Genomic DNA, 24,122 nt, shown 5'->3' with positions numbered 1-24,122 from the left:
ACCCATAGCCGCCTGCGACCAACCGCGGTGCAGCGCCGGTCGGTCGGCCCGCACCTCAGGCTGGGACCGCGTCCGGCTCGGCGCTCTCTGTCAGTTGAGTGCGAGACTCCGCGGCTTTCGCCAGTGGTCCGACCGCGGCGGCGGCCGCGGCGAAGCAGGCGCCCAGGACCAGCCAACCGGTGGCGCCGTTGCCGAGGACCGCGACCGTCACCAGGCTGGGGCCGAGGACGAACTGGGCGCTGGACCCGAGGTTGAACGTCGCCAGGTACTCCGCGCGGGAACGGTTGGGGGCCAACGCGTAGGACAGGCCCCATCCGCCCGCCGACTGATACAGCTCCCCCGCCGTCAGCGCGACGACGCCGAGGATCAGCACGCCCACCAGGAGCGGCGTGGACTCCACGCGCGGCGCGAACGCAAGCAGCGCGCAGCACGCCACGAGGGCGGCGCCCGCGATCCGCATGGCGCGCACGCTGCCCCCGACGGTTTCGGTGCCCTTCGACGCGCGCACCTGGAACAGCACGGCTAGCACGGTGTTGACCACGAGCAGGACACCGACCACCGGCTTGGGCGCTGAGGTGTGCTGGGTGGCCCACAGCGGCACCGCGATGCCCAGCAGCGAGATGTGCAGCACCAGCACCCCGTTGACCGCGGCGACCGCCATGTACCGCGCGTCGCGTAGGGCGACCAGGCGCAGGGGGGACTTCTTGGCGACCTTGGTTTCCTCGCCGTGCAGGCGGATTCGCCACAGCAGGGCGGCGGCGACGACGAACGAGGCGGCGTTGCCCAGGATGATCGCGTTGAACGCCCACCGCGTGCCGATGGCGACGGCGACGGTGGTCAGCAGCGCCCCCAGGGTGAAGCCGACGTTGAACACCACACGCATCCGCGCCATCATCGCCACCCGCTTCTCGGGTCCGACGAGTTGTTCGGCGAGTGCCTGGTAGATGGGGAACACGGCCTGCTCGCCCACGCCCAGGGCGGCGGCCACGACGATGAAGCCGGTGAAGTCGTCGACCATCACGTACGCGGTGAAGCCCGCGGCCCGGTACAGGTTGAGGGCCATGAGGATCCGCTTGGGTCCCCAGCGGTCGGCGAGCCAGCCGATGGCGGGCTGGGCGGCGAGGCCGAGCACGCCCGCGACGGACAGGCCGATGCCGACCTGCGCGGTGGACAGCCCGATCACCATGGTGAAGAACAGCGCCGAACCGGCCAGGTAGAGGCCGGTGCCGATGGCGTCGACCAGGCCGATGCCCAGGAACGCGACGCCGCCGCGGCTGGCGGCGGGGCCGAGCATCGCCGCTATGCGGCCGGTGGGCTCAGTCATGATTCGGCTCCAGTGGTGACGACGGTGATGGTCTCGGCCGCGGCCCACGCGGCGGCGCGGGCGGCGGTCGCGTCCGCGCCGGTGGCGACGACGTCGCCGACGCGGTCCCACGACGAGCGGGTCGGGGCGACGGTGTCGCCCGGGCCGACGGTGACCCCAGCGCGCAAGACGCCGAACGCGGCCTGGGCGGCGGCCAGCCCGTCGACGCGGTCGACGGTGCCGGGTTCGACGGTGAGGAACCGGATGGCGGCGCCCATCGGGGCGCCGGTCGGCAGCGCGGGTTCGCGGCCGGAGAGCACGCTCACCATCGCCTTGACCAGGTCGCCGCCGTAGGCCACGTCGATCAGGGTGACGATCGAGTCGCCGGGCACGCGGCCCGCGCACTCGATGAGGACCGGGCCGTCGGCGTCGGCGATCCACTCGGCGTGCAGTACGCCGTCGCTGAAGCCGATGGCCTTGACCAGGCTCGCCATGGCGTCGTCGAACGCGGCGAGCAGGTCGGCCGGGATCGGCGCGGGCAGCACATGGCCCAGTTCGACGGGGTGGCGGCCGGGCATGGTGAGTTTGTCGGTGACGTTGCGGAAGACGATGGCGCCGCGCTGGACGAGGACCTCCACGCTGTACTCGTGGCCGGTCACGACCCGCTCGGCGGCGTAGCGCCAGTCCAGGTCGATGTCGGGCAGCATCAGGCTGTCCTGCGCGGCGACGGTGGTCGCCCACGCGGCGTCGATGTCGGCGCCCGCGGGCAGGATCTGCACGCCAAGCGACGCGTGCCGGTTCGCCGGTTTGAGGACCACCGGTTCCCCGTCGGCGAACGCGCGCACGTCCCCGGGCCCGAACACCTCCGTCCACTCTGGATTGCGCAGGCCGCCCGCGTTGGCGGCCTCGCGCAGCCGCAGCTTGTCGGTGAGCCGGTCCGCGGCGGCGGCGGTCGCGCCGGGCAGGCCCCACCGCTGCGCCAAGGTGGCCGCGCCGCGCACGCCGTACTCCAGGCCGGGCAGCACCATCTCGACCGGGGCGTCGCCGAGGTGTGCCTCGACAGCTTCGACGTAGTCCTCGCCGCGGTGGTAGCGGGCGGCGACGACCGAGCCGACGCACGGCAGCGCGGCGAAGTCGTTGTGCACATCGCGCTTGACGATGATGTCGGGATCCTCGACGACCACGACGCTGCCCGGCGGCAGATACGGGTTCATCGTGTTGAGCAGCATCTTGCCGTAGCCCACCATGACGGTGCGGGCAGGCGGGATGAACGTGGCCATGTGGTCCTTTCCTCAGCCGCGCAGGTCGACGCGCAGGCTGTCGATGCCCGCGATGAAGTTCGAGGGCCTGCGCGCCATGGGTGACAGCGCGACAACCCGCTCGACACGGGAGAGCAGTTCGACGAACAGCGACCGCATCTCCATCCGGGCCAGCACCGCGCCGAGGCAGAAGTGCGGGCCGATGGTGAAGGCGAGGTGGTTGTTGGGCGCGCGGTCCGCGCGGAACTCCTCCGGCGCGTCGAACACCCGCGGGTCGCGGTTGGCCGCGGACAGCCACACGCACACCGTGTCCCCTTCGGACAGTTCGGTGCCACCCAGGTTTGTGGGCGCGGTGACGGTGCGGATCAGGTGCATCGCCGGGGTCTCGTAGCGCAGGACTTCCTCGATCATCGGGGCGACGCGGTCGTGGTCGGCGCGCAGCCACTCCCAGCTGCCGGGGCGCTCGCACAGCGCGGCGAGCCCGGCGGCGACGGCGTTCTTGGTCGTCTCGTAGCCGCCGATGGCGAGGTTGAGACAGTTGAGCAGGACTTCGTCGGGGGTGAGGCGGGCGCCGTCGAGTTCGATGTCGATCAGCCTGCGGACGAGTCCGCCGGGGTCGAGGCGGCCAGGGTCCTCGGTCACCTCGACGAAGTAGAGCAGCAGGTCGTTGTTGGCGGTCTCGCTGCACCGGCGGCGGTGTGCGAGGTCGGCGTCGGGGGTGCCGTCGCTTCCGGTGATCGCCTGGCTGGCCAGCTCGGCGACGTGGGTCTGGTCGGCTTCGGGGATGCCCAGGATCGATCCGATGGTCAGCCGGGGCATCGGCGCGGTGAGCGCGGCTACCGCGTCGACCTCGCCGTCGGCCAGCGCGGCGGTGACGAGCCGGGTGGCGTGGCCGCGGATGACCGGCTCCAGACCCGCGACGAACTGGGGGGTGATCACGGCGGTGACCAGTTTGCGCAGCCGGGCGTGCCGGGGCGGGTCGGTCAGCTCGATCATCAGCCCGGCCGCGGGGTCCTTGGCGCCGAACGCGGTGTCCAGCGTCATGCCCCACTCGGAGCTGTAGGTCTTCGAGTCGCGCAGCACGGCTTTGGTGTGGTCGTGGCGGGTGACCGAGTAGAAGCCGGGCAGCCCGTCGCGGTCCTGCCATGGCAGCGTGGGTTCCTCGCGCATCCGTGCCCACTCCGCGTGCGGCGGTGCGGGCACGAACGCGCCGGGATCGGACAGGTCGACGGTGGCGGTCTGGCTCATCGCGCCTCCCCCAGCGCCTCGGCGACCAGCCCGGCCACCACGGCGGGACGGGTGCGGGTGAAGTAGTGGCCGCCGCTGTCGACCTGGCGCACCGCGGGATGGACACCCGCGCGTTCCCAATCGGCGTAGCGCTGCGCGAAGCCCTCGGTGACGGGGTCGTCGGCGGCGAACACCGCCGTGGTGGGGGCGGGCGGGTCCAGCGGCTGGGCGTGCAGGCCGAGGAAGTAGGCGTTGGCGCTGCCCGAGTCGTGGCGGAACGTGCGGGTCAGCAGGTCGGCGTAGCCGTCGCCGAGCTCGTCGAAACCGGTGAACCCGGTCTCCACGGTCAACCAGTGCTTGATGTCGGCGTAGGACATCGACGCGACGTAGTCGATGCTCTCCTGGATCGCCTCGGGGGCGTAGAGCAGCTTGGCGCCGATGAACAGGTGCGCCGCCGGAGTGCCGCGCTCGCGCAGCAACCGGGCCACCTCGATCGCGGCCGCTGCGCCCACGCAGTGTCCCCACAGGACGATCGGCCCGGTGCGGATCCGGTCCAGCTCGGCAAGCACTGCCTGGGCCACCTCGGTGACCGGACGTAGCTCGTCCACAGTGGACTTCGGGTCGTGGCCGGGCAGTTCCACCGCGTAGACCGCCACGTCCGCTGACGTCCTCGCCACCGCGTCGGCGACGGGGCGGAAGTGCACGGCATGGCCCGCGCCGTAGGGGAAGCAGACGAGTGTGGCCCGCGGAGCCTCGGTGTCGCTCAGCCGCACCAGCACGCCGTCGCTGGACGCCGCCGCGGCCTCCCCCGCCACCGCGCCGAGTTCGCCGAGTCGGGAGTTGACCATGACGTCCTTGAGCGACACCAGGCCGCCGAGCATCATGACCACGCGCATGGCGGCCAGCGAGTTGCCGCCGATCTGGAAGAAGTCGTCGTCCGCGGCGAGGGCGTCCGGGTCGAGGCCCAGGACGTCGCCCCACACCGCGGCGACCCGCCGGGCGCCGTCGGTGATCTCCGCGGCGGGCCGTTCCTGGGTTTCGGCCGCGGGGGACGTCGTGGCTTCGCCGACCAGGTCGCCGCTGGTCGTCCACCGTCCCGTGCCCTGCTTGACGCCGTCGCGCACGACGCTGCCGGGGGTGCCGATCGGCGTCGGCAGGCCCGCCGGGTCGAGCACCCTTGCCCCCGCGGCGGCCTCGAACTCGGTGATCCGGGCCAGTTCGGCGGGGCCGAGCAGGGGGGTCGCGGTGTGCTCGGCGTCGGGGGTGGCGGTGATCGCCTCCAGCGCGGCGACGAAGTAGCCGCCGACGCGCTCGATGTGGTCGGCGTCAAAGGTGTCGGTGTGGTAGTGCAGGCTCAGCCGCACCTCGTCGGTGTAGAAGTGCTGGGAGAACTCCGAGCGGAACGCGAACTCGGTGATCGCCACCGCGCGCACGTCCAGCAGCGCGAACTCCGGCAGGTGCCGCAGCGCCTTGAGCGAGTAGAAGTGGGTGAAGTTGAAGACCGTCTCGAACAGCGAGTCGGTCGTGCGCAGGTCCTGCTTCACCTTGGCCATCTGGTAGCGGCGGTGCGGCAGCAGGTCGATCTCGGTGTCGTAGACCTGGCGCACCAACGCGGCCCAGGTGCCCGGCGCGAGGGCCACCCGCAGCGGCACGGTGTTGAGGAACAGCCCCATCGCCTTGTCCGCGTCGACCTGTTCCGGCCTGCCGCTGTGCTCGTAGCCGGTGAGCACGTCGGCCTGGCCCGCCAGCACCGACAGCACCTTCAGATGCGCGGCGAGCAGCACGTTCTTCACCGGCACGCCCCTGGCGCCCGCGAAGGCGATGATCCGGTCGGAGAGGCCGCGTGGGAGTGGGATGTCCCGCAGCACCACCTGGAACGCGGCGTCTGCGTCGAGCGGGCGCAGTCGCGGGATCACCGTGGTGGGGCGCTCGGCGAGCCGCTCGGCCCAGTAGTCCCGGTCCGCCTCGGAGGTCACCGAGGCGGATTCGAGTGCGGAGAACGTACGCACGAAGTTGGGGACGGGCTCGCCGCGGTACTCGCCGCCGCCGAGCAGGGCGTGGTAGATCGCGAACAGCCTGGTGTGCAACTGGTTGATGCTCCAGCCGTCCAGCGCGGAGTTGTGCTGGCTGATGCTGTAGCGGTAGAGGTCGTCGGACAGCACGTGGATGTGCAGCCGGACCAGGCCGGGGACCTCCCAGTCGAACGCGTGGGCCTGTTCGCGCACCACCCAGTCGACGTACCACTGCTCCTGGGCGTCGGTGTCGAGGTGGCGCAGGTCGGCCACGAACAGCGGCGGCTCCACCTCGCGGTGCACCACCTGCAGGTACTCGCTGAAGCCCGCCATCCGGTAGCTGGTGCGCAGGATCGGGTTGTGCGCCACCAGGATCCGCACCGCGTCGGTGAACACCTCGGCGTCGAACCCGCTGCGGATGAGGTAGCTGATGATGTCGTGGTACTGCGAGCTGCCGCGGGTCATCTCGGTCTGGAAGATCAGGCCTGCCTGCAGCATGGTCATCGGGTAGGCGTCTTCGACCTCCGGCCCGAGCTTGGCCCGGTCCTGCGGGCTGATCAGCGCGAACGGCTCGCCGCTGTCGGTCTCCTCGGCAGGCGCCGCGGTCTCGGCGCGCTCGGCGAGTTCGGCGACCGTGGGGTGGGCGAACAGCTGCTGGAAGGTGAAGTCGAGCCCGGCCTTGCGGGCCTTGGCCAGCACTGAGACGAAGTGGATGGAGTTGCCGCCCATGGCGAAGAAACCGTCGTGCACGCCGACACGGTCCAGGCCGAGGACCTCGGCGACGATGTCGGCGAGCACCCGCTCACGGTCGGTGCGCGGCGCGACGTGGCCCGCGTCCAGGCCCGCGGGCTCGGGCAGGGCGGCGCGGTCGAGTTTGCCGTTGGCGGTCAAGGGGAACGCGTCGAGCACGACGATCCTGACCGGGACCATGTGCTCGGGCAGACGCCGCGCCAGGTGCGCGCGCAGGTCGTCCTCACCGATCTCGGCGCGGGTGGTCACGTAGCCGCGCAGCGCCTGCTGGCCGTCGTCGCGGGTGCGGGCGACCACGACCGCGTTGTCGACCGCCGGGTGCGCGGCCAACTCGTGTTCGATCTCGCCGAGTTCGACGCGGAAGCCGCGGATCTTGACCTGGAAGTCGTCGCGCCCGAGGAACTCCAGGGCGCCATCGGGCCGCAGCCGCACCAGGTCGCCGGTGCGGTAGGCGCGGCGCTCGCCGGGGAAGGGGTCCACCACGAACCGCTGCGCGGTCAGCTCGGCCCGGTCGTGGTAGCCGCGGGCCAGGCAGTCACCCGCGATGTAGAGCTCGCCCGGCACACCGACCGGGCGGTGCCCGCGCCGCTTGTCGAGCACGTAGAGGCGCGTGTTGTCGATCGGGACACCGATCGGCACCACGTCCTCCCCCGCCGCCGGGCGGTGGTGGGAGACGTCGACGGTGGCCTCGGTCGGCCCGTAGAGGTTGACCAGGTCGGCGTGGCCGAGCACCTCGGCGAACCGGTGCACGTGGTGGGCGCCCAGTGCCTCGCCGCTGGCGAACACCCGGCGCAGCGACCGCAGCCGGTCGGCGGCGCCGGTCTCGGCGACGTAGGCGAGGAACGCGCCGAGCATGGTCGGCACGAAGTGCAGCGTGGTCACCTGGTGGCGCTCCACGGCGGCGACGATGGCCTCGGGGTCGCGCTCGCCGCCCGCCTCCAGCAGGCACACCTGGGCGCCCTCGATGAGCCACCAGAACAGCTCCCACACCGACACGTCGAAGGACGCGGGCGTCTTGTGCAGGATGACGTCGTCGGCGGCCAGCGGGTAGGCGCGCTGCATCCAGGCCAGGCGGTTTACCACGCTGCGGTGTTCGACGACGACGCCCTTGGGCGCCCCGGTCGACCCGGAGGTGTAGATGACGTAGGCGGCGTCGTCGGAGCGGCCGGAGGCGAGCGCGGCGGGCGCGCTCTCGTCGAGACCGACGACATCGGCGGAGTCGGGCAGCAGACCGGCGTGCTCGGGCGCGGCGAGCACCAGCCGGGCCTTGCTGTCGTCCACCATCCCCGCCAGGCGGGCGGCGGGCAGCGCCGGGTCGAGCGGCAGGTAGGCGCCACCCGCGCGCAGCACCGCCAGCACGGCGACGAGTTGGTCGACCGACCGGCGGGCGAGTACCCCGACGACCATGTCGCGGCCGACACCGCGCTCGCGCAGCGCCCCGGCCAGCGCGCTGACCCTGGCGTCGAGTTCGGCGAAGGTCAGGGTGGTGTCGCCGGTGTGGACGGCGGGGGCGTGCGGCTTCGCGGCGACGGTGCGCGCGAACAGGTCCGGCAGGGTGGCGGTGTCGGCGAACGGCACCGCGGTGTCGTTGATCCTGGCCAGGATCGCGCGGTCGGCGTCGGACCGCAGGTCGATGTCGCCGACCGGGGCGTCCGGGTCGGCCAAGCCCGCCGCGAGGACGCGCAGCAGATGCTCACCGATGCGCACGGCGGTGTCCGGGCGGAACCGCTCGGGTTCGGCGAGAACCCGCAGGGTCGCTCCCCCTGCGGTCACAGCGCCCAAGTGCACCACGACGTCGGCTTCGACCCCGGCGACCGCGGCGGGCGGGTGCAGCGCGTCGAGCGCGACGACCACGTCGATGTCGACACCGGTCAGGTCGACCGGGAAGTCGCGGTGCGGGAAGGCTTCGCGGACCGCGGCGCGCAGGCCGGACAGCACTGACCGGAACGTGTCGTCGGCGGCGACGCGGTGGCGCGCGGGCAGGACGGACGCTAATCGCTCGGCCGCCGTCGCCGGTTCGCCGACGAGGACATCCTCGGCGGCGGTGTAGTCGGCGAGCAGCACCATGGTCGCGGCGACGAGCACGGTGTGCAGCGCCAGGTCGTCGCCGCGGGAGACTGCGACGAGCCGGGCGGCGAGGTCCGCGGGGACTGGCAGTTCGGCCAGCGGCTCGGCGCGTCCGGTGCGCGGCGCGCTCGCCACGTCCGGCGGGAAGGCGGTGGCGACGGCGCCGTCGAGGGCGCGGCCCCAGAACGCGGCCGCGGCGGGCCGCTGGGCGGCGGCGATCTTGCGCTGCCCGACGGTGAGGTCAACGGTCATGGGGTGTGCTCCGGTCAGAGGTCGAAGTCGAAGTCGGGCGCCGACGCGGGCGCCTGCGGTGCGGTGGCGGTCAGCGCGCCGGTGGGGGCGCGCGGTGCGGACCGGGCGCGGTCGAGGACGTCGCGGTAGAGGTCGGCGAACGCGGCGACGGTGGCCTGGTCGAACCGGGTGCGGTACTCCCAGTCCACCCGCAGGTCGCGGTCCTGTTCGTAGACCTGGGTATTGATGTCGACCATCGCCTCGCCGGGGTGCTCTGGCCGCAGCGTCGTCGCCGCGCCGAGGAACTCTGCGGTGAGCGCGGATTCGGGCTGCAGCGCGAACAGCGCCGACAGCGGCACCTGGGCGGCGGCTGATCCCTGGTGCGCCAGGGCGAGCGCGGTCTGTCCGGCGACGTCGGCCACCACGTCGGCGAAGCTCGCGGCAGGGTCGGGCCGAACCCGGAGGAACACGGTGTTGACGAACATGCCGACAGCGGTGGCCGTGCGCGGGTCGCGGCCCGCCGCGGGGACGCCGAACACCACTTCGGGTGCGCCGGTGGCCGCCCGCAGAAACACCCCGTAGGCCGCGGCAAGCACGGCGAACAGCGTGGTACCCAGCTCGGCTGCCAGCGCCCGCAGCGCGGCGGTGCGCTCGGCGCCGAGGCACACGGTCAACACTTGGCCCGCCGCGGTCCCGTCGTCTGGCCGGTCGTAGGGCAGGTCCGCGGTGTCCAGCGGCGCGGCGAACACCTCGGCCCAGTGGCCGGTGGCCACGGGCGGGCGCGAGAGGTGATCGGTGAACTGCGAGGGCGGGGCCTGGGTGATCCCGCGACACTGCGCGTCGAGGTCGGCCACGATGGTGCGCAGGGACAGCCCGTCGACGACGATGTGGTGCGCGTCGAGCCACAGCGTCCGCTTGGCGCACACCGTCGCGCGGACCAGGGGCGCCGTGCCCAGGTCGAACGGCTCGACCGGCGCGCGGTCGTCGTCGATGACCGCCAACGGCGCGCGCACTTGGGCGTGCACCCGCTGAACGGGTTCGTCGGCCAGCTCGAACGACGTGCGCAGGGCGTCGTGCCGGTCGACCACGGCCTGCCACGCGCGGGCCAGGACCGCGAGGTCGACGCCCGCGGGCAGGTCAAGCCGGACCGGCACGTTGTAGCGGACCGTGCGCGGGTCGCGGGTCTGCGCGGCGAACAGCGCCCGCTGCCCAGGCGCCAGCGGCAGCACCGCGTCCGGCCGCTCGACCGGGGTGTCCACCACTTCCACCGCTTCGGCCGCGGCGGCCTCGGTGACGGCTTCGGCGATGCCCGAGACGGTGGCGGCGACCAGGACGTCGGCGGTCGTGACGTCGCGGCCGAGGCGGGCGCGGATCGAGGCTGCCAGTCCCGCGGCGGTCAGCGAGTCCACGCCGAGGTCGTAGATCGAGTCGAGCAGGCCGACCGGGGCGACCCCGAGCGCGGCCTCGACCAGGTCCACGACGGCGTGTTCGACCTCGGTGACGGGCGGGACGTGTTCGGTGGGCGAGTCGAACGCGGTGAGCGGGTCGGGCAGCTCCGCGCGGTCGATCTTGCCGTTGGCGGTCAGCGGGAACCGTCGCACCGGCACGACGTAGCCCGGCACCAGGTGCCGAGGCAGTTTGGCGGCAAGGTGCGCGCGCACGTCGGCCGCGGGCGCGGCGGTGACGGCGTAGGCGACGAGGAACGCGCCCTCGGGGCGGTCCATGGTCACCACGTGCGCGTCGGTGACCTCGGGGTGCGCGCGCAGCACGGTTTCGATCTCGCCCGGCTCGATCCGGTAGCCGCGCACCTTGACCTGCCGGTCGGCGCGGCCGACGAACTCCAGCACGCCGTCGGCGCGGCGGCTGACGATGTCGCCCGTGCGGTACATCCGTCCGCCCGGCAGGAACGGGTCGGGCGGGAAGGCCCGCTCGGTCAGGTCCGGCCGGTTGAGGTAGCCCAGGGTGACGCCGTCGCCGCCGACGTGCAGTTCGCCGTGGTTGGCGAGCGCGCCATCGGCGTCGAGGATGTACGCCGTCGACCCAGCCAGGGGCGTACCGATGGGCACCGGCCCCGCCGTGTCGGCCGGGGTGATCAGGTGGGTGGTGGAGAACGTGGTGTTCTCCGTCGGCCCGTAGCCGTTGATCACGCGCAGGCCGGGGCAGGCCGCGTGCACCATGGCGACGTGCGCGCCGACGACGACGTCCCCACCGACGACCAGGTCGCGCAGCGGCCCAAAGACCGCCGGGTCGGCCAGGGCGATCCGGCTGAACAGCGGCGAGGTCAGCCACAGGGTGGTGACCGCGTGCTCGCGCAGCCGCGCGCCCAGCCGCCCGGGGTCGAGAACGTCGTCCTCCGCGGTGAGCGCGATCGCGCCGCCGTGCAGCAGCGGGCCCCACACCTCGAAGGTGGTCGCGTCGAAGCCGACCGCGCCGGTCTGCAGCACCCGCAGGTCGGGGCCGAAGGCGACGAAGTCGTTGCCCCGCACCAGACGCACGATGTTGCGGTGGCACACCACCACGCCCTTGGGTGTGCCAGTGCTGCCAGAGGTGTACATGACGTACGCCGGGTCGTCGGCGGCGGTCTCGGTGTCCGGTCCGGGTTCGGCGGTCGCGTCGAAGCCCAGCGTCGGTGTGCCGGTTGGCTCGTCCGGTGCCCCGATCAGCAGGCGGGCCGCGCTGTCGTCGAGGAGGAACCGCAGCCGGGCGGCCGGTTCGCGGGAGCTGATCGGCAGGTACGCCGCGCCGGCGCGCAGCACCGCGAGTTGCCCGACGATCCAGTCGAGCCGGTCGCGCACCAGCAGCGCGACGACGTCGCCGCGGCCGACGCCCGCCCCTCGGATCGCCGCGGCCAGCAGTGCCGAGCGGCGGTCCAGGTCGGCGTAGGTCAGCGAGGTCGCGCCGGACACCACGGCCTCGCGGCCGGGCAGGCGCCGCGCCACGTCGGCGAACAGCGCGGGCACCGTGGTGTCGCGCAGGGAGGCGGGTAGGAGGCCCTTGTCGGCGGTCATCGCGGCGCTCCCACGGCTTCGGCGAGCACGGGACGGAACAGCGATCGGACCGAGTCAGCCACGTCCAGCACCCCGGCGTGGTCCGCGGCGGCGCCGTAGACCAGACCCAGATGGGCCTGAGTGCCGACGCTCGCGTCGACCACGGCGCCCGGCTGTGCGTGCACGTCGACCTTGCGCACGCCGGGCAGCGCCCGCACCGCGTCCACTCCGGACACTTCGACGAGCACGCCGCCCGCGGCGGGCGGGGTGAGGAACACCTGGTAGGTGACCCCGCGCCAGGTCGGCGCGCTCACCTGAGGGTCCTCCCCCATGGCCAGCCTCAGAGCCACCGCCACCAGGTTCGGGCCACCCGCGCGGTGCAGGATCTCCCAGGCGTAGCCGCCGAGCCTGCCGTTGACCTCGATGACCCGCGGGCCGTCCGGGGTCAGCTTGATCTCGGTGTGGGCGATGCCGTGGCGGATGCCCAGCGCGTCGGTGGCCGCCGCGTCGAGCGCGAGCACCGCCGACTCGTCGGCCAGCGGGCTGGGCAGCAGCATCCCGGTCTCCCGGAACGGCTCGGCCAACGGGAATTTCCCCGTGACGCACACCTGGCGCGAGCCCGCCGGGGTGTGCACCGACTCCACCGACACGTAGTCGCCGAACCCGACGCCCGCGACCGATTGGTCGCCGACCAGCAGTTCCTCGGCGACCACCGGCACGCCCGCGGCGGCCACGGCCGCGGCGAACTCGTCTCGGGTGTCCACTCTGGACGTGTGGCGGCTGCCCGCGCCGACCCTCGGCTTCACCACGGCAGGCAAGCCGACCTCGGCGATCGCGGCGTCGACGTCGGTGACCACCGCGCACCGCGTGGGCTGCACGCCCGCGGCGGCGAGCGCGCGCCGCTGGGCGAACTTGTCGGTGAGCACGTCGACCGTCGCCGCGGCGTGGCCGGGCAGGCCAAGGGTCGCCGCGAGCCGCGCGGTCTCCGCGAGCTGGTACTCGCTAAAGGTCACCACGCCCGCGGGCAGGACCGCCGCGACGGCCGCCGCGCGCTCGTCCGGTCCGAGCCCGGTCACGTCGATGACCGTCGCGTAGGCCCCGGGCCAGGCGGCGTCCGGGCGCATCCGCTCGCGGTCGCACACGAACACCGGCGCGCACAGCCGCCGCGCCGCGCCGATGACGGTGACCGGGTCGGCTGAGGCCAGGTCGTGCACGACGGCCACGACCGGCAGTGCCACGCTCATGACGTGGCCGCCAGGTGCGCGGCGAACTCGGCCGGTGTCGGGTACAGGTACAGGTCGCGCACCGACAGGCCCGGCAGCCCGGCGCGGCGCAGCGCGGCCGACAGCCGCACCGCGAGCAGCGAATTGCCACCGGACTCGAAGAAGTCGTCGCCGGGCCCGATGGACGCGCCGACCGTCGCGCGCCACGCGCGCAGCACGACGTCCTCGGTGGTCTCCGGCTCGCCATCGGGTTCGGCTGTCTCGACGGCCAGGGCGGGCACGGGCAGCCGCGCGGTGTCGACCTTCCCGTTCACGGTCAGCGGCAGCGCGTCGACCGCGGTGACGGTCGCGGGGACCATGTGCTCGGGCAGCACCGCGCGCAGGTGCGCGCGCACCTCGTCCACCGTGGAACCCGACCGCACGACGTAGCCATCGAGGCGGGTGTCGGCGCTGTCGTCGCCCGTGCGCAGCACCACGGCCGCCGCGGACACGCCCGGCGCGGACAGGAGCGCGGCGCGCACCTCGCCCAGTTCGATCCGGAAGCCGCGGACCTTGACCTGCTCGTCGATGCGCCCGAGGTGGTCGACCGATCCGTCTGGCCACATCCGGCCGAGGTCGCCGCTGCGGTACACCCGCTGCCCGGTAAGAGGATCGGTGACGAACCGGGCCGCGGTCAGGTCGTCGCGGCCCAGGTACCCGCGGGCCAGGCCCGCGCCGCCGACCCAGATCTCGCCGGGCACGCCCAACGGCTGCGCCGACCCGTCCTCCGCTCGCACCGACACCGACCAGCCGGGGATGGCCGGACCGACCGACCGGGAGCCCGCCGCGACCTGGACCGGGGTCACCGTCGTGGCCGTCACGTGCACCGTGGTCTCGGTGATGCCGTACATGTTCACCATGCGGCACCGGTCGTGCGGGTACTTGCGGAACCACCGGTCCAGCGCCCGCGCCTCCAACGGCTCGCCGCCGAAGACCACCAGCCGCAGCGGCAGCCTGCCCGGCTGGGCAAGGTCGACCTCACGCAGCGCGGCGAACGCCGACGGCGTCTGGCTGAGCACGGTGACCCGCTGCTCGGCCAGCAGCGCGTGGAACTCCTCCGGCGAGCGCGACACCAGGTAGGGCACCACGATCAGGCGCGCGCCGGTCAACAGGGCGCCCCAGATCTCCCACACCGAGAAGTCGAACGCGGCGGAGTGGAACAGCGACCACACATCGGTCTCGGCGAGTGCGAAGTCCACTGTGGTCGCCGCGAGCAGGGCGATCACCGAGCGGTGCTCGACGACGACGCCCTTGGGCCTGCCGGTGGAACCGGAGGTGTAGATGACATACGCGGCGTCGTCGGGCTCGGGGGCCACCTCGGGCACCGGGCCGTCGCCGATCAAGGTCCCGGGCCAGACCACCGGCACACCGTCGACGTGGGGGAAGTCGCCGACGGTGGTGACCACCAACCGTACCCCGGCGTCCACTGTGGTCAGACGCAGCCGGTCGACCGGGTAGCGCGGGTCCATCGGCACCGACGCCGCGCCTGCCTTGAGCACGCCCAGCATCGTCGCCACCAGGTCGGCGCCGCGCTCGACGCACAGGCCCACCAGGTCCCCGCGCGTCACACCGAGTGCGGCCAGACCCGCGGCGATCCGGTCGGAGCGCTCGTCCAGGTCGCGGTAAGTCAGAGAGGTGTCCTGGTCGACCGCGGCGACCGCGTCGCGGCGGGTCGCGGCGATCGCGCGGAACGCCGCGGGGATGGTCGTCGGCGCCGTCTCCGGCGCCGAGGGCGGGGCGGGCACCGGGAAGGCGGCGGGCTCACGGCCCGCGGTCAAGTCGGTCAGGACCGCGGCGAACTGGGCGGCGACAGCGGGATGCAGCACGCCTTCGTCGTAGACGCACTCGCCGGTGAGGACGCCGTCCTGCTCGAACCAGGTGACCGTGACCGGCGACGGCGGGACGAGCCAAGGCCGGTACTGCCCGCCTCCCCGGAATTCTAGGCTTGGTCGCGTCTCGGAGGACGTGGCCGTTGGGCGGGCACCGTGGTCAGGCCGCGTCACGGTCCCCTTGGGTGCGGTTGACGGGGTACTGGAGTCGGTGACGACGATGGCGGTGACGGGCGCGGCCGCCGGGTCGCTGCCGTACCGCGCGAGGGCGCGCGCCAACCCGTCGGCGACGGACACCGAGGCAGTGATCGGGCCGATGGAGATCGCGCCGAACCGGCCCGCGCGGCGCGGGTCGCCCAAGCCCCACTCCAGCGCGGCCACGGGTGTGGGCGCCGGGTCGGGGGCGATCTCGGCGCTGACCGAGACCGTGTCGTCGCCGTCGAGCAGCAGGGCGCCGACCGCGTCCAGGTCCACTCGGGACAGTGCGGTCACGCGGGCGACCAGCACCAGCGCGTCCGCCGAGAGCACCGCGCGGGCGGCACCGTCGGGGCGCAGCGGACGGTCGAGTTCTCGGACCGGGTCGCCGGTGGCGGTCCACAGGCGCAGCCACGGTGGGATCCGGCCCGCGGTGCGGGCGGCGGCGAACCGCAGCGCCACCGTGTCCGGGGACAGATCGGCGGGCACGGCCCGCAGCCAGGAATGGGTCGTGCTCATCGGATGCTGAATCCCCCGTCGACGGTGACCACGCTGCCGGTCACCTGTTTCGAATCGTCGCCTGCGAGGTACACCGCCGCGCCCACCACGTCCTCCGGGTCGACCAACGCGTTCATCGGCTGGGCGGCTAGGAACGTGGGCTCCTGCTCGTCGGGGTCCACCCCGAGCGAGCGGGCCACCTCGGAGAGCATCCGGCCTTCCAGGTCGGGTTCCTCGCGCACCTGCCCTGGGCAGATCGCGTTCACCCGCACCCGCAGCGCCGCGTAGTCCAGCGCCGCGGCCCGCGTCAGCCCGATCAGCCCGTGCTTGGCCGCGACGTATCCCGCGAAGTTACGGTAGCCAACCAGGCCCGCGGTGGACGAGATGTTGACGATGCTGCCCGAGCGCCGCGCGGCCATCGCCGGTGCCACCGCCTTGATCGCGCGCCACGCGCCCGACAGGTCGACGTCGAGCATGACGTGCCACTCGTCCTCGTCGATCTCGTGCACCGGCTTGCCCGACGGCGCGGCGATGCCCGCGTTGTTCACCAGCACATCGATCCGGCCGAACCGGTCGAGCGCGTCGTCGACCACATTGTCCAATTGCGACTGGACGCGCACGTCGGCGGTCGCGGTCAGCACCTCGGCACCCGCCGCCCGGCAGCGGCGCGCGGTGTCGTCCAACTGCCCAGCGGAGCCCATCGGGTACGGCACCGCCGCGATGTCCTCGGCGATGTCGACCAGCACCAGGTCCGCGCCATCGGCGGCGAACCGGGCAGCGCACGCCCGGCCGAGCCCGCGGGCCGCGCCGGTGATCAGAATCGTCTTGCCACGTACCGACATGACTCAGATCCCGAGCAGGCCGACGGCGCCCGCCACAGCGTCCAGGGCCACCGCGGGGTCGTCCTCCAGGTACATGTGCCCGCCCGCGACGCCGACGGCGTGGAACGTCCCCGCGGTCGCCAGCGCCCAGCCCGCCGCCGCCTCCGGCGACACCAGGTGGTCCTCCACCCCGCGGACCGAGGTGATGTCGCAGCGCAGGCGCCCGCCCTCGGTCGGCACGTAGCTCTCGTGCATGGCCACGTCCGCGCGCAGCGTCGGCAGCAGCAGCTCACGCATCTCCGGGATGTCGAACGCCGGGTGCCGGTACCCGGCGAACTCCCGCACCCTGGCGACGAACTCGTCGTCGTCGAGGTCCCCCGCGCGTTCGGTCCGCCCGTGCCACGGCCCCTGCGAGCCGCTGGCGACCAGGTGCACCACGTCGAACCCGTCGGCCTCCAGCCGCAGTGCCAACTCGAAGGCCAGTACCGCGCCGAGGCTGTGGCCGAACAGCGCGACTGGCCGATCCTTCAGCGCCGGGTCGAGCCTGGCGGCCAGCCGGTCGGCCGCGGCGTGCATGTCGGTGTACGGGTCTTCGGCGATCAACCGCTCCCGGCCGGGCAGCTGCACCGGGACCACGTCGATCCCGTCGGCAGCGCGATCGCGCCACGGGAAGTAGAAACTCGCCCCCGCGCCCGCGAATGGCAGGCACAGCAAAGAAAACGATGTAGACACCCAATCCCCGCTTCACTCAACATCGATGAATTGACTGCCCGACGCCACGCACGTGAATCAACGCGCACGGCACCCCCTGCGGACCGGGGCAGAGCATAGGGACGCGTCCTCATTCTCGGCAATAAGCCGAACGGCGGCTTCACCGCACACACAATGTCGCGACGATCACGTCGAACATTTTCCTGGACAGGGAGCACAGCGGCGCGCGGTAACGGCGTTACGCCGCACGTCAGCATGCAGATGGCCGAATGGACCAAACGCAGGCGCCGAACGCGACCGACAACCCCGGAAATCGTCGACGGGCTTGACCATTCGCGCCATTGAGCCCTGCCCGAAAGGGCCAAGCACGACCGAAAGGCGTCCCAATACCCGGACCGGAGTTGACTACTCGTCGGTCACTAGTGCGTATTTTCGGCGGGGGCCAGCACACCTGGGCCCCAGCCAGGACGCGGCTCAAACAACGGCCGCCGCTCCCCACCTCTTGCTCGCCCGCCAAGAAATCCAAATTCGACACCGCCATCGTGGTGCGGCGGTCACCCGACTCGCCGGTCGTCGTTCCAGCTGAGCCTTGGGTCACCGGGGCGGGCGAGTGGGACGACCATCGGGGTTCCGACCTCCGGATCGGGGATGATCCGGCACCGCAGCCCGAACACGTCGGCGATCAGCGACTCGGTGACGATCTCGTCGGGAGCGCCCTGCGCGACGACCTCGCCCTGGCGCATCACGATGAGGTTGGTCGCGTACCGGCAAGCCTGGTTGATGTCGTGCAGCACGAGCACGAGAGTGTGGTCCCCCTGTTCGTGCAGGGTCGCGCACAGGTCGAGGACCTCCATCTGGTGCGAGATGTCGAGGAACGTGGTCGGTTCGTCCAACAGGACGATCGGAGTCCGCTGAGCCAGCACCATCGCCAGCCAGACCCGTTGCCGCTGACCGCCGGAGAGTTCGTCGACGAACCGATCGGCCAGGTCATGGACTCCGGTGCGGCGCATGGCATCGGCCACCGCGGACTCGTCCTCTGTGGACCACTGCCGGAGCATCCGCTGGTGCGGGTAGCGGCCACGCGCGACGAGGTCGTCCACAGTGATGCCGCCCGGCGCGATGGACGTCTGCGGCAGCAGGCCCACTTCGCGCGCGAGGTGCTTGGTCGAGTAGGTGGAGATGGCTCGGCCGTCGAGGTACACCTCTCCTTCACTCGCGCGGATGACCCTGGCCAGTGCCTTGAGGAGGGTGGACTTGCCGCACGCGTTGGGGCCGATGATGACGGTGAAGGACCCGTCCTCGATGGTCACGCCCAGTTCCCTGGCCACGATCCGCTCGTCGTAGGCGAGGGTCAGATTGTCGGCTCGCAGCCGCCCCTGGGTCACCATTGCCTGCGCCATTCCCTTCCCAGCAACCAGACGAGATAGAGGCCGCCCACCGCCCCGGTGCTCAAGCCCACGGGGAGTTGCAGTGGCAGCAGGAGGCGTTGGCCCGCGAGATCGGCACCCACCAGCAGGGCGGCGCCGGTCAGCGCGGAGATCATCGGACCCGCTCCCCCGACCCGGACCAGTCGGTGGGCGACCTGGGGCGCGGCCAGCGCGACGAAGGCGATGGGCCCGGCCGCCGCCGTGGCGACGGCGGTCAGCGCGACACCGACGACGACGAGGGTCAACCTGGTGCGCTCGACGGGGACGCCGCGGGCGGTGGCCGTCTCGTCGCCCATCTCCAGCATCGACATGCGCTTGCCCAGCAGCGCGACCGCGGGCAGGAGCGCGACGAGCGCGATCCAGACCGGGACGACGTGATCCCAGCTCCGCCCGCTGAGGCTGCCGACCAACCACATCTGCGCTCCCTGCGCGTCCGCCAGCGACGCGCGGCTCAGCAGGAAGGCGTTGACGGCGGCCAGTACGGAACTCACCCCGATGCCCACGAGGATGAGCCGGAATCCCTGCACGCCGCGCCGGTAGGCGAGCAGGTAGACCAGGAGCGCGGACCCCACCCCGCCCAGGATCGCGCCCACGGGCACCCCCACCGGGCTGTCCTGGGCGACGACAAGCACGACGAGGGCTCCGGTGGCCGAGCCGGTGGTGAAGCCGATGACGTCCGGGCTGCCCAGCGGGTTCCTGGAGATGCTCTGGAAGATCGATCCCGCCGCGCCCAACGCGGCGCCGACGCCGATTCCGACCAGCAGTCGCGGCAGCCGGAACCGCGTGACCACGATCTCAAGCCCTCGCGGACCGTCTCCGGTCAGCACTTGGAGCACGTCGCCGACGGTGGCCGGGAAGTCCCCGGTGGTCAGGATCAACGCCCCGCAGACGAGGGTGACCGCCGCGAGAAGTGCGCCCACGATCAGCGCCCGCGGGCGGACTCGTACCGAGAAGGCCCCCGTTCGGGACCGCAGTGCGCGGGTCACAGCTGCGCGATCCGGCGTCGGCGGGCGAGCGCGATGAACACGGGTGCTCCGATGAGGGCCATGACGATTCCGACTTCCAACTCCCCGGGCGCGGACACCACGCGGCCGGTGATGTCCGCGCCGAGCACGAGGATGGGGGCGAGGAACAGGGAGTAGGCCAGCACCCAGCGGTTGTCCGGCCCGGTGATCACCCGGGCCATGTGGGGCACGGCGAGCCCGACGAAGGCGATGGGACCGGCCGCGGCGGTGGCCGCGCCGCACAGGAGGGTTACCGCGAGAGCACCCGCGAGCCGGGTTCGCTCGACCTGGACGCCGAGCGCGCGGCCCACCTCGTCACCCAGCGCCAGCGCGTTGAGGCCGCGCCCGAGCGAAAGGGCGATTACGGCGCCCAGCAGCAGAAGCGGGCCGGTTTGCCACAGCACGTCGAACCCGCGCCCGGCCAGCGAGCCGATGACCCAGAACCGGTACCGGTCGAAGGTCTGGCCGTCGAGCAGCAGGATGATCCCGACGAACGCCGTCATCACCGCGGTCACGGCGGCTCCGGCCAGCACCATGCGCTCCGGTGTGGCGCCCCGGCCGCCCGAGCCGAGCAGGTACACCACGACCGACGTGGCCGCCGCGCCCGCGAGGGCGAACCACACATAGCCCCCGGGAGTGACGACGCCGAAGACCGCGATCGCGATCACCACCGCGGTGGACGCGCCGATCTCCACGCCGAGCAGCCCGGGATCGGCCAGCGGGTTGCGGGTGAGCGCCTGCATGAGCGCGCCCGCCAGGCCCAGTCCCGCGCCGACCGCGAGGCCCAGGTACAGGCGCGGAAGGCGGATCTCCCGGACGATGTAGGCGAGGTCGGTGCCGTCGTCGGCGCCCAGGAAGCGGATCGCGGTGTCCAGCCCGACGGGCTTCGCGCCGACGGTGAGCGAGTACAGGCCGAGCGCGACGATGACGAGGGCCGCGATGGCCAACCCGGCCGTGAGACGCGCGGTCGACCGGCTCGCCCGTGGTTTGGCGCGAGGCGAGGTATCGACCGCCATTCGTGACCTCCGCCGGCTCTCTGTCACCTGATCCAGTGACTGAGGTTAGGGTAGGCATACTTCACTTGCGATAGTCCAGGGGGTGGCGAGTTGGGCCGGTCGGGTCCGCTCGACGACGGCGGGGTGCTGCGTCGGTCCGTCCTCGCCCACCGGGGCCGGATCATCGCGACGTCGGCGCTGTTCATCGGGCACCAGTCCGGGGAGGCGCTGGTCCCGCTGCTGATCGGCATGGTGCTCGACCGGGCCGTCACGACCAGCGATCCGGGTGCGCTGGCCTTCTGGCTGGCGGTACTCGCCGCGGACTTCCTGATGCTGTCGCTCTGCTACCGGTTCGGCACCCGCGTCGGTCTGCTCGCCGGGGTGCGCGCGGACCGCGCGCTGCGGCTGGCGTTGGCGGGTCGGGTGCTGGACAGCCGCGGCAGCCAGGATCCGGACATCCTGCCGGGCGCACTGGTCAGCATCGCCACGGCGGACGCCCGGCGGACGGCCATGGTCAACTTCATGGTTCCGCACGGAATCGCGGCCGTGGTCGGGGTCGCGGTGGCCAGCACCGCGCTGCTCGTGGTGTCGATCCCCCTGGGGCTGTTGATCCTGCTCGGGACACCGCCGGTCATGCTGCTCGTGCGGGCGCTGAGCCGTCCGCTCGAACACCGGGCGGAGGCGCAGCAGGAGCGGGCGGCGCTGGCGGCTGGAGTCGGGACCGACCTCGTGCGCGGGGTACGGGTGATCAAGGGACTGCGGGCCGAGCGGGCGGGGGTGACGCGGTACCGGACGGTGAGCCGGGCCTCGCTGGACGCGACGTTGCACACCAGTCAGGCCGAGTCCGGCTACGCGGCGGCCGTGATCGCGGTCAACGGGCTGTTCCTCGCGACGGTGGCGCTGATCGGGGGCGGTCTCGCGGCCGCGGGCGACATCACCGTGGGCCAACTGGTCGCGGCGGTCGGGTTGGCGCAGTTCCTACTCGGTCCACTGGGGACGTTCGGGGACGTGACCGCGGCGGTTGCGGCCGGGCGCGCGTCGGCGGCTCGCATCCACCGCGTTCTGGCCGCTCCCGCCGCCGTCGAGGGCGGAACCAGGGCGTTGCGCCAGGTCACCGGCCGGGTGGAGTTCGCCAGGTTGACCGGCGGACCACTGCGTGGGCTCGATCTGACAGTGGAGCCCGGCGAACTGTTGGGCATTCTGACCGTGGACCCGAGCGAAGCCACGGCGCTGTGCGGGTTCCTGGGCCGTGAGCGCGACCCGGACGCCGGGCAGGTGCTGGTGGACGGCACGCCGCTGACCGAGGTGGCACCTGAGGACGTGCGCTCGGCGATCCTGGTGTCGCCGCACGACGCGGACCTGTTCGAGGGCACCGTGGCCGACAACATCGGCGCTGGTGACATCGAAGCGGCCGTGCGGACAGCACAGGTGGACCAGGTGATCGCCGCGCTCCCCGATGGCCTCGACACAGCGGTGACCGAGCGCGGCCGCTCGCTGTCGGGTGGACAACGGCAGCGGGTGGCGTTGGCGCGGGCCCTGCACGCCGACCCACCGGTGCTGGTCCTGCACGATCCGACCACCGCCGTCGACGCGGCCACCGAGGCCGCGATCGCCGCCGGGCTGCGGGCGCGCAGGCACGGGCGCACCACGATCATGCTGTGCAGCAGCCCCGCGCTGCTGGCGGTCGCCGACCGGGTCGTGTTCGTCCGCGGCGGCGTCATCGTCGAGGCCGGTCCACACGCCGACCTGTTGCGCGCCAACGCCGCCTACCGGGAGGTCGTGCTCGCATGACGGCTCTGCTTCCGATCGCCACGGCCGCTCGCACGCGCGCGACGGTGTGGCGAGTGCTCGCGGCCCATCGGTTCCTCGTCGTCGCCGCGGCGGTCTGCCTGCTGGGTGCGGCGGGCGTGAGCATGGCGACCGCGCCCCTGCTGGGGCGCGTGGTGGACCTGGCGACCTCGGGCGCGTCGGTCGTCGCCCCGGTGATCTGGCTCGCGGTGGTCGCCTCAGCCCAGGGTGTGCTGGCGTACGCGGGTCTGCGCCTGACCTCCAGGGTCGGCGAACACGTGTTGGCGACATTGCGCGAGGAGTTCGTCGAACGGGCGATGGCGCTGCCGCTGGAACGCATCGAGCGGGGCGGGTCGGGTGACCTGACGTCGCGGATCACCGAGGACGTCGCGATGGTCAGCACCGCCATCCGGGAGGCGTTCCCCGAGTTCGTGCAGTCGGCGCTGATCATCGTGTTGACGGTCGCGGGGCTGGCCGCCCTCGACTGGAGGTTCGGGGCGGCGGCGTTGCTCGCCGTGCCCGTCCAGGCCTGGACCTCACGGTGGTACCTGGGCAGGTCGGCGCCGCTCTACGCGCGTCGGCGAGCCGCCGCCGGGGGTGAGCAGCAGCAGTTGCTCGACTCGCTGGGTGGTCAGGCGACGGTACGGGCGTTTCGCTCGGGTGCCGAGCACGTCGCCAAGGTCGGCCGCCGGGTCGACGACAGCATCGAGTTGACGGTGGCGGTCACCAGGTTGCAGACCCGGTTCTTCGGCAGGCTCAACGTCGCCGAGTTCGTGGGCCTGTCCGCGGTGCTGGTGGCGGGGTTCACGCTGGTACGGGCCGATGTGGCCACGATCGGCACCGCGAGTGCCGCTGCGCTGTACTTCGCGAACCTGTTCACGCCGATCAACGGCGTGCTGTTCCTGCTGGACACGCTCCAATCCGCCACGGCGAGTCTCGCCCGGCTGGTCGGCGTGGTCGAGTCGCCGGGCGAACCCGAGCCCGAGCGGGGCGACCGCCCGGTCGACGGTTCGGTGAAAGCCGTGGGCCTGCGCTACGCCTACGTGCCAGGCCAGGATGTCCTGCACGGCATCGACCTCGACCTGCCCGCGGGCAGCACGGTGGCGTTGGTCGGCGGCAGCGGCGGCGGGAAGACGACGCTGGCCAAACTGCTGGCCGGGGTGCACAAGCCCGACGACGGCGCCGTCCACGTCGGCGGCGTGGCGTTGACCGACCTCGACACCGACACCGCGCGCACGACGGTCGCTCTGGTGACACAGGAGGTGCACGTCTTCGCGGGCACCCTCGCCGACGATCTCCGCCTGGTCCGACCGGACGCGACCGAACCTGAGCTGTGGGCGGCGTTGGACGCGGTGAACGCGGCCGACTGGGCCCGCGCGCTGCCCGACGGCATGGACACCGTGGTCGGCGACGGCGGGCACGACCTGACCGTGGTCCAAGCCCAGCAATTGGCGCTGGCCCGGCTGCTGCTGCTCGGTCCGTTGGTGGCGATCCTGGACGAGGCGACAGCGGAGGCGGGAAGCAGTGGTTCGCGGGTGTTGGAGACCGCGGCGGCGCGGGTGTTGCGCGACCGCACGGCGGTCGTGGTGGCACACCGGCTGACGCAGGCGGCCACGGCCGACCTCGTCGTGGTGGTGGACCGTGGGCGCGTCGTGGAGCAGGGCTCGCACGCCGAACTGGTGCGCGCGGGCGGGTTGTACGCGGCGCTGTGGGCCGCGTGGTCCGCGGACAGGGACTGACCGGGGCCAGTCCCTGT

General features: G+C 72.7%; 14 protein-coding genes. 2 read left to right on the top strand and 12 right to left on the bottom strand.

Going from position 1 to position 24,122, the window contains the following annotated elements:
- Positions 1-55 precede the first annotated feature (55 nt).
- From BN1701_RS08130 to BN1701_RS08075, 12 genes are all read right to left on the bottom strand, one after another.
- A complete protein-coding gene (locus BN1701_RS08130) occupies positions 56-1,324 on the bottom strand; it encodes an MFS transporter (RefSeq protein ID WP_082859713.1) in 1,269 nt (422 codons plus the stop codon).
- Entirely contained in the window at positions 1,321-2,583 is a 1,263-nt protein-coding gene (locus BN1701_RS08125; RefSeq protein WP_054046994.1) for an ATP-grasp domain-containing protein, read from the bottom strand. The genes BN1701_RS08130 and BN1701_RS08125 overlap by 4 nt, the downstream gene beginning before the upstream one ends.
- Positions 2,584-2,595: 12 nt before the next feature.
- Complete coding sequence (locus BN1701_RS08120; RefSeq protein WP_054046993.1) at positions 2,596-3,810, bottom strand: cytochrome P450; 1,215 nt, start codon at positions 3,808-3,810, stop codon at positions 2,596-2,598.
- Complete coding sequence (locus BN1701_RS08115) at positions 3,807-8,870, bottom strand: non-ribosomal peptide synthetase (protein WP_054046992.1); 5,064 nt, start codon at positions 8,868-8,870, stop codon at positions 3,807-3,809. Before BN1701_RS08115 ends, BN1701_RS08120 begins: the two co-directional genes overlap by 4 nt.
- A 14-nt stretch (positions 8,871-8,884) precedes the next feature.
- Positions 8,885-11,857 carry a non-ribosomal peptide synthetase gene (locus BN1701_RS08110; RefSeq protein WP_054046989.1) on the bottom strand — a complete coding sequence of 991 codons (2,973 nt, stop codon included), beginning with the start codon at positions 11,855-11,857 and terminating at the stop codon, positions 8,885-8,887.
- Complete coding sequence (locus BN1701_RS08105) at positions 11,854-13,080, bottom strand: ATP-grasp domain-containing protein (protein ID WP_082859712.1); 1,227 nt, start codon at positions 13,078-13,080, stop codon at positions 11,854-11,856. The genes BN1701_RS08110 and BN1701_RS08105 overlap by 4 nt, the downstream gene beginning before the upstream one ends.
- Entirely contained in the window at positions 13,077-15,641 is a 2,565-nt protein-coding gene (locus BN1701_RS08100) for a non-ribosomal peptide synthetase (protein ID WP_054046985.1), read from the bottom strand. The genes BN1701_RS08105 and BN1701_RS08100 overlap by 4 nt, the downstream gene beginning before the upstream one ends.
- Complete coding sequence (locus BN1701_RS08095) at positions 15,638-16,462, bottom strand: SDR family oxidoreductase (RefSeq protein WP_054046984.1); 825 nt, start codon at positions 16,460-16,462, stop codon at positions 15,638-15,640. Before BN1701_RS08095 ends, BN1701_RS08100 begins: the two co-directional genes overlap by 4 nt.
- A gap of 3 nt (positions 16,463-16,465) precedes the next feature.
- Complete coding sequence (locus BN1701_RS08090) at positions 16,466-17,173, bottom strand: thioesterase II family protein (RefSeq protein WP_054046982.1); 708 nt, start codon at positions 17,171-17,173, stop codon at positions 16,466-16,468.
- 533 nt (positions 17,174-17,706) lie between these two features.
- Positions 17,707-18,540, bottom strand: coding sequence for an ABC transporter ATP-binding protein (locus BN1701_RS08085; protein WP_231949534.1), 834 nt, complete (start codon positions 18,538-18,540; stop codon positions 17,707-17,709).
- The gene (locus tag BN1701_RS08080; protein ID WP_369800507.1) at positions 18,534-19,499 is read right to left on the bottom strand and encodes a FecCD family ABC transporter permease; all 966 of its coding nucleotides are present in this window, start codon (positions 19,497-19,499) and stop codon (positions 18,534-18,536) included. Before BN1701_RS08080 ends, BN1701_RS08085 begins: the two co-directional genes overlap by 7 nt.
- 62 nt (positions 19,500-19,561) lie before the next feature.
- Positions 19,562-20,599, bottom strand: coding sequence for an iron ABC transporter permease (locus tag BN1701_RS08075; protein WP_054046976.1), 1,038 nt, complete (start codon positions 20,597-20,599; stop codon positions 19,562-19,564).
- Between the two features lie 90 nt (positions 20,600-20,689).
- Here BN1701_RS08075 and BN1701_RS08070 point away from each other — a divergent pair, with 90 nt between their 5' ends.
- Positions 20,690-22,369 (top strand): ABC transporter ATP-binding protein, encoded by a 1,680-nt coding sequence (locus tag BN1701_RS08070; RefSeq protein ID WP_054046973.1) that lies wholly within the window; start codon positions 20,690-20,692, stop codon positions 22,367-22,369.
- A complete protein-coding gene (locus tag BN1701_RS08065) occupies positions 22,366-24,105 on the top strand; it encodes an ABC transporter ATP-binding protein (RefSeq protein WP_054046971.1) in 1,740 nt (579 codons plus the stop codon). The genes BN1701_RS08070 and BN1701_RS08065 overlap by 4 nt, the downstream gene beginning before the upstream one ends.
- Positions 24,106-24,122: the final 17 nt, after the last annotated feature.

It is taken from the genome of Alloactinosynnema sp. L-07, assembly GCF_900070365.1.
Lineage (GTDB): Bacteria > Actinomycetota > Actinomycetes > Mycobacteriales > Pseudonocardiaceae > Actinokineospora.
The sequence above is the reverse complement of the archived record's forward strand: the minus strand, read 5'-3'. Positions and strand labels throughout refer to the sequence as shown.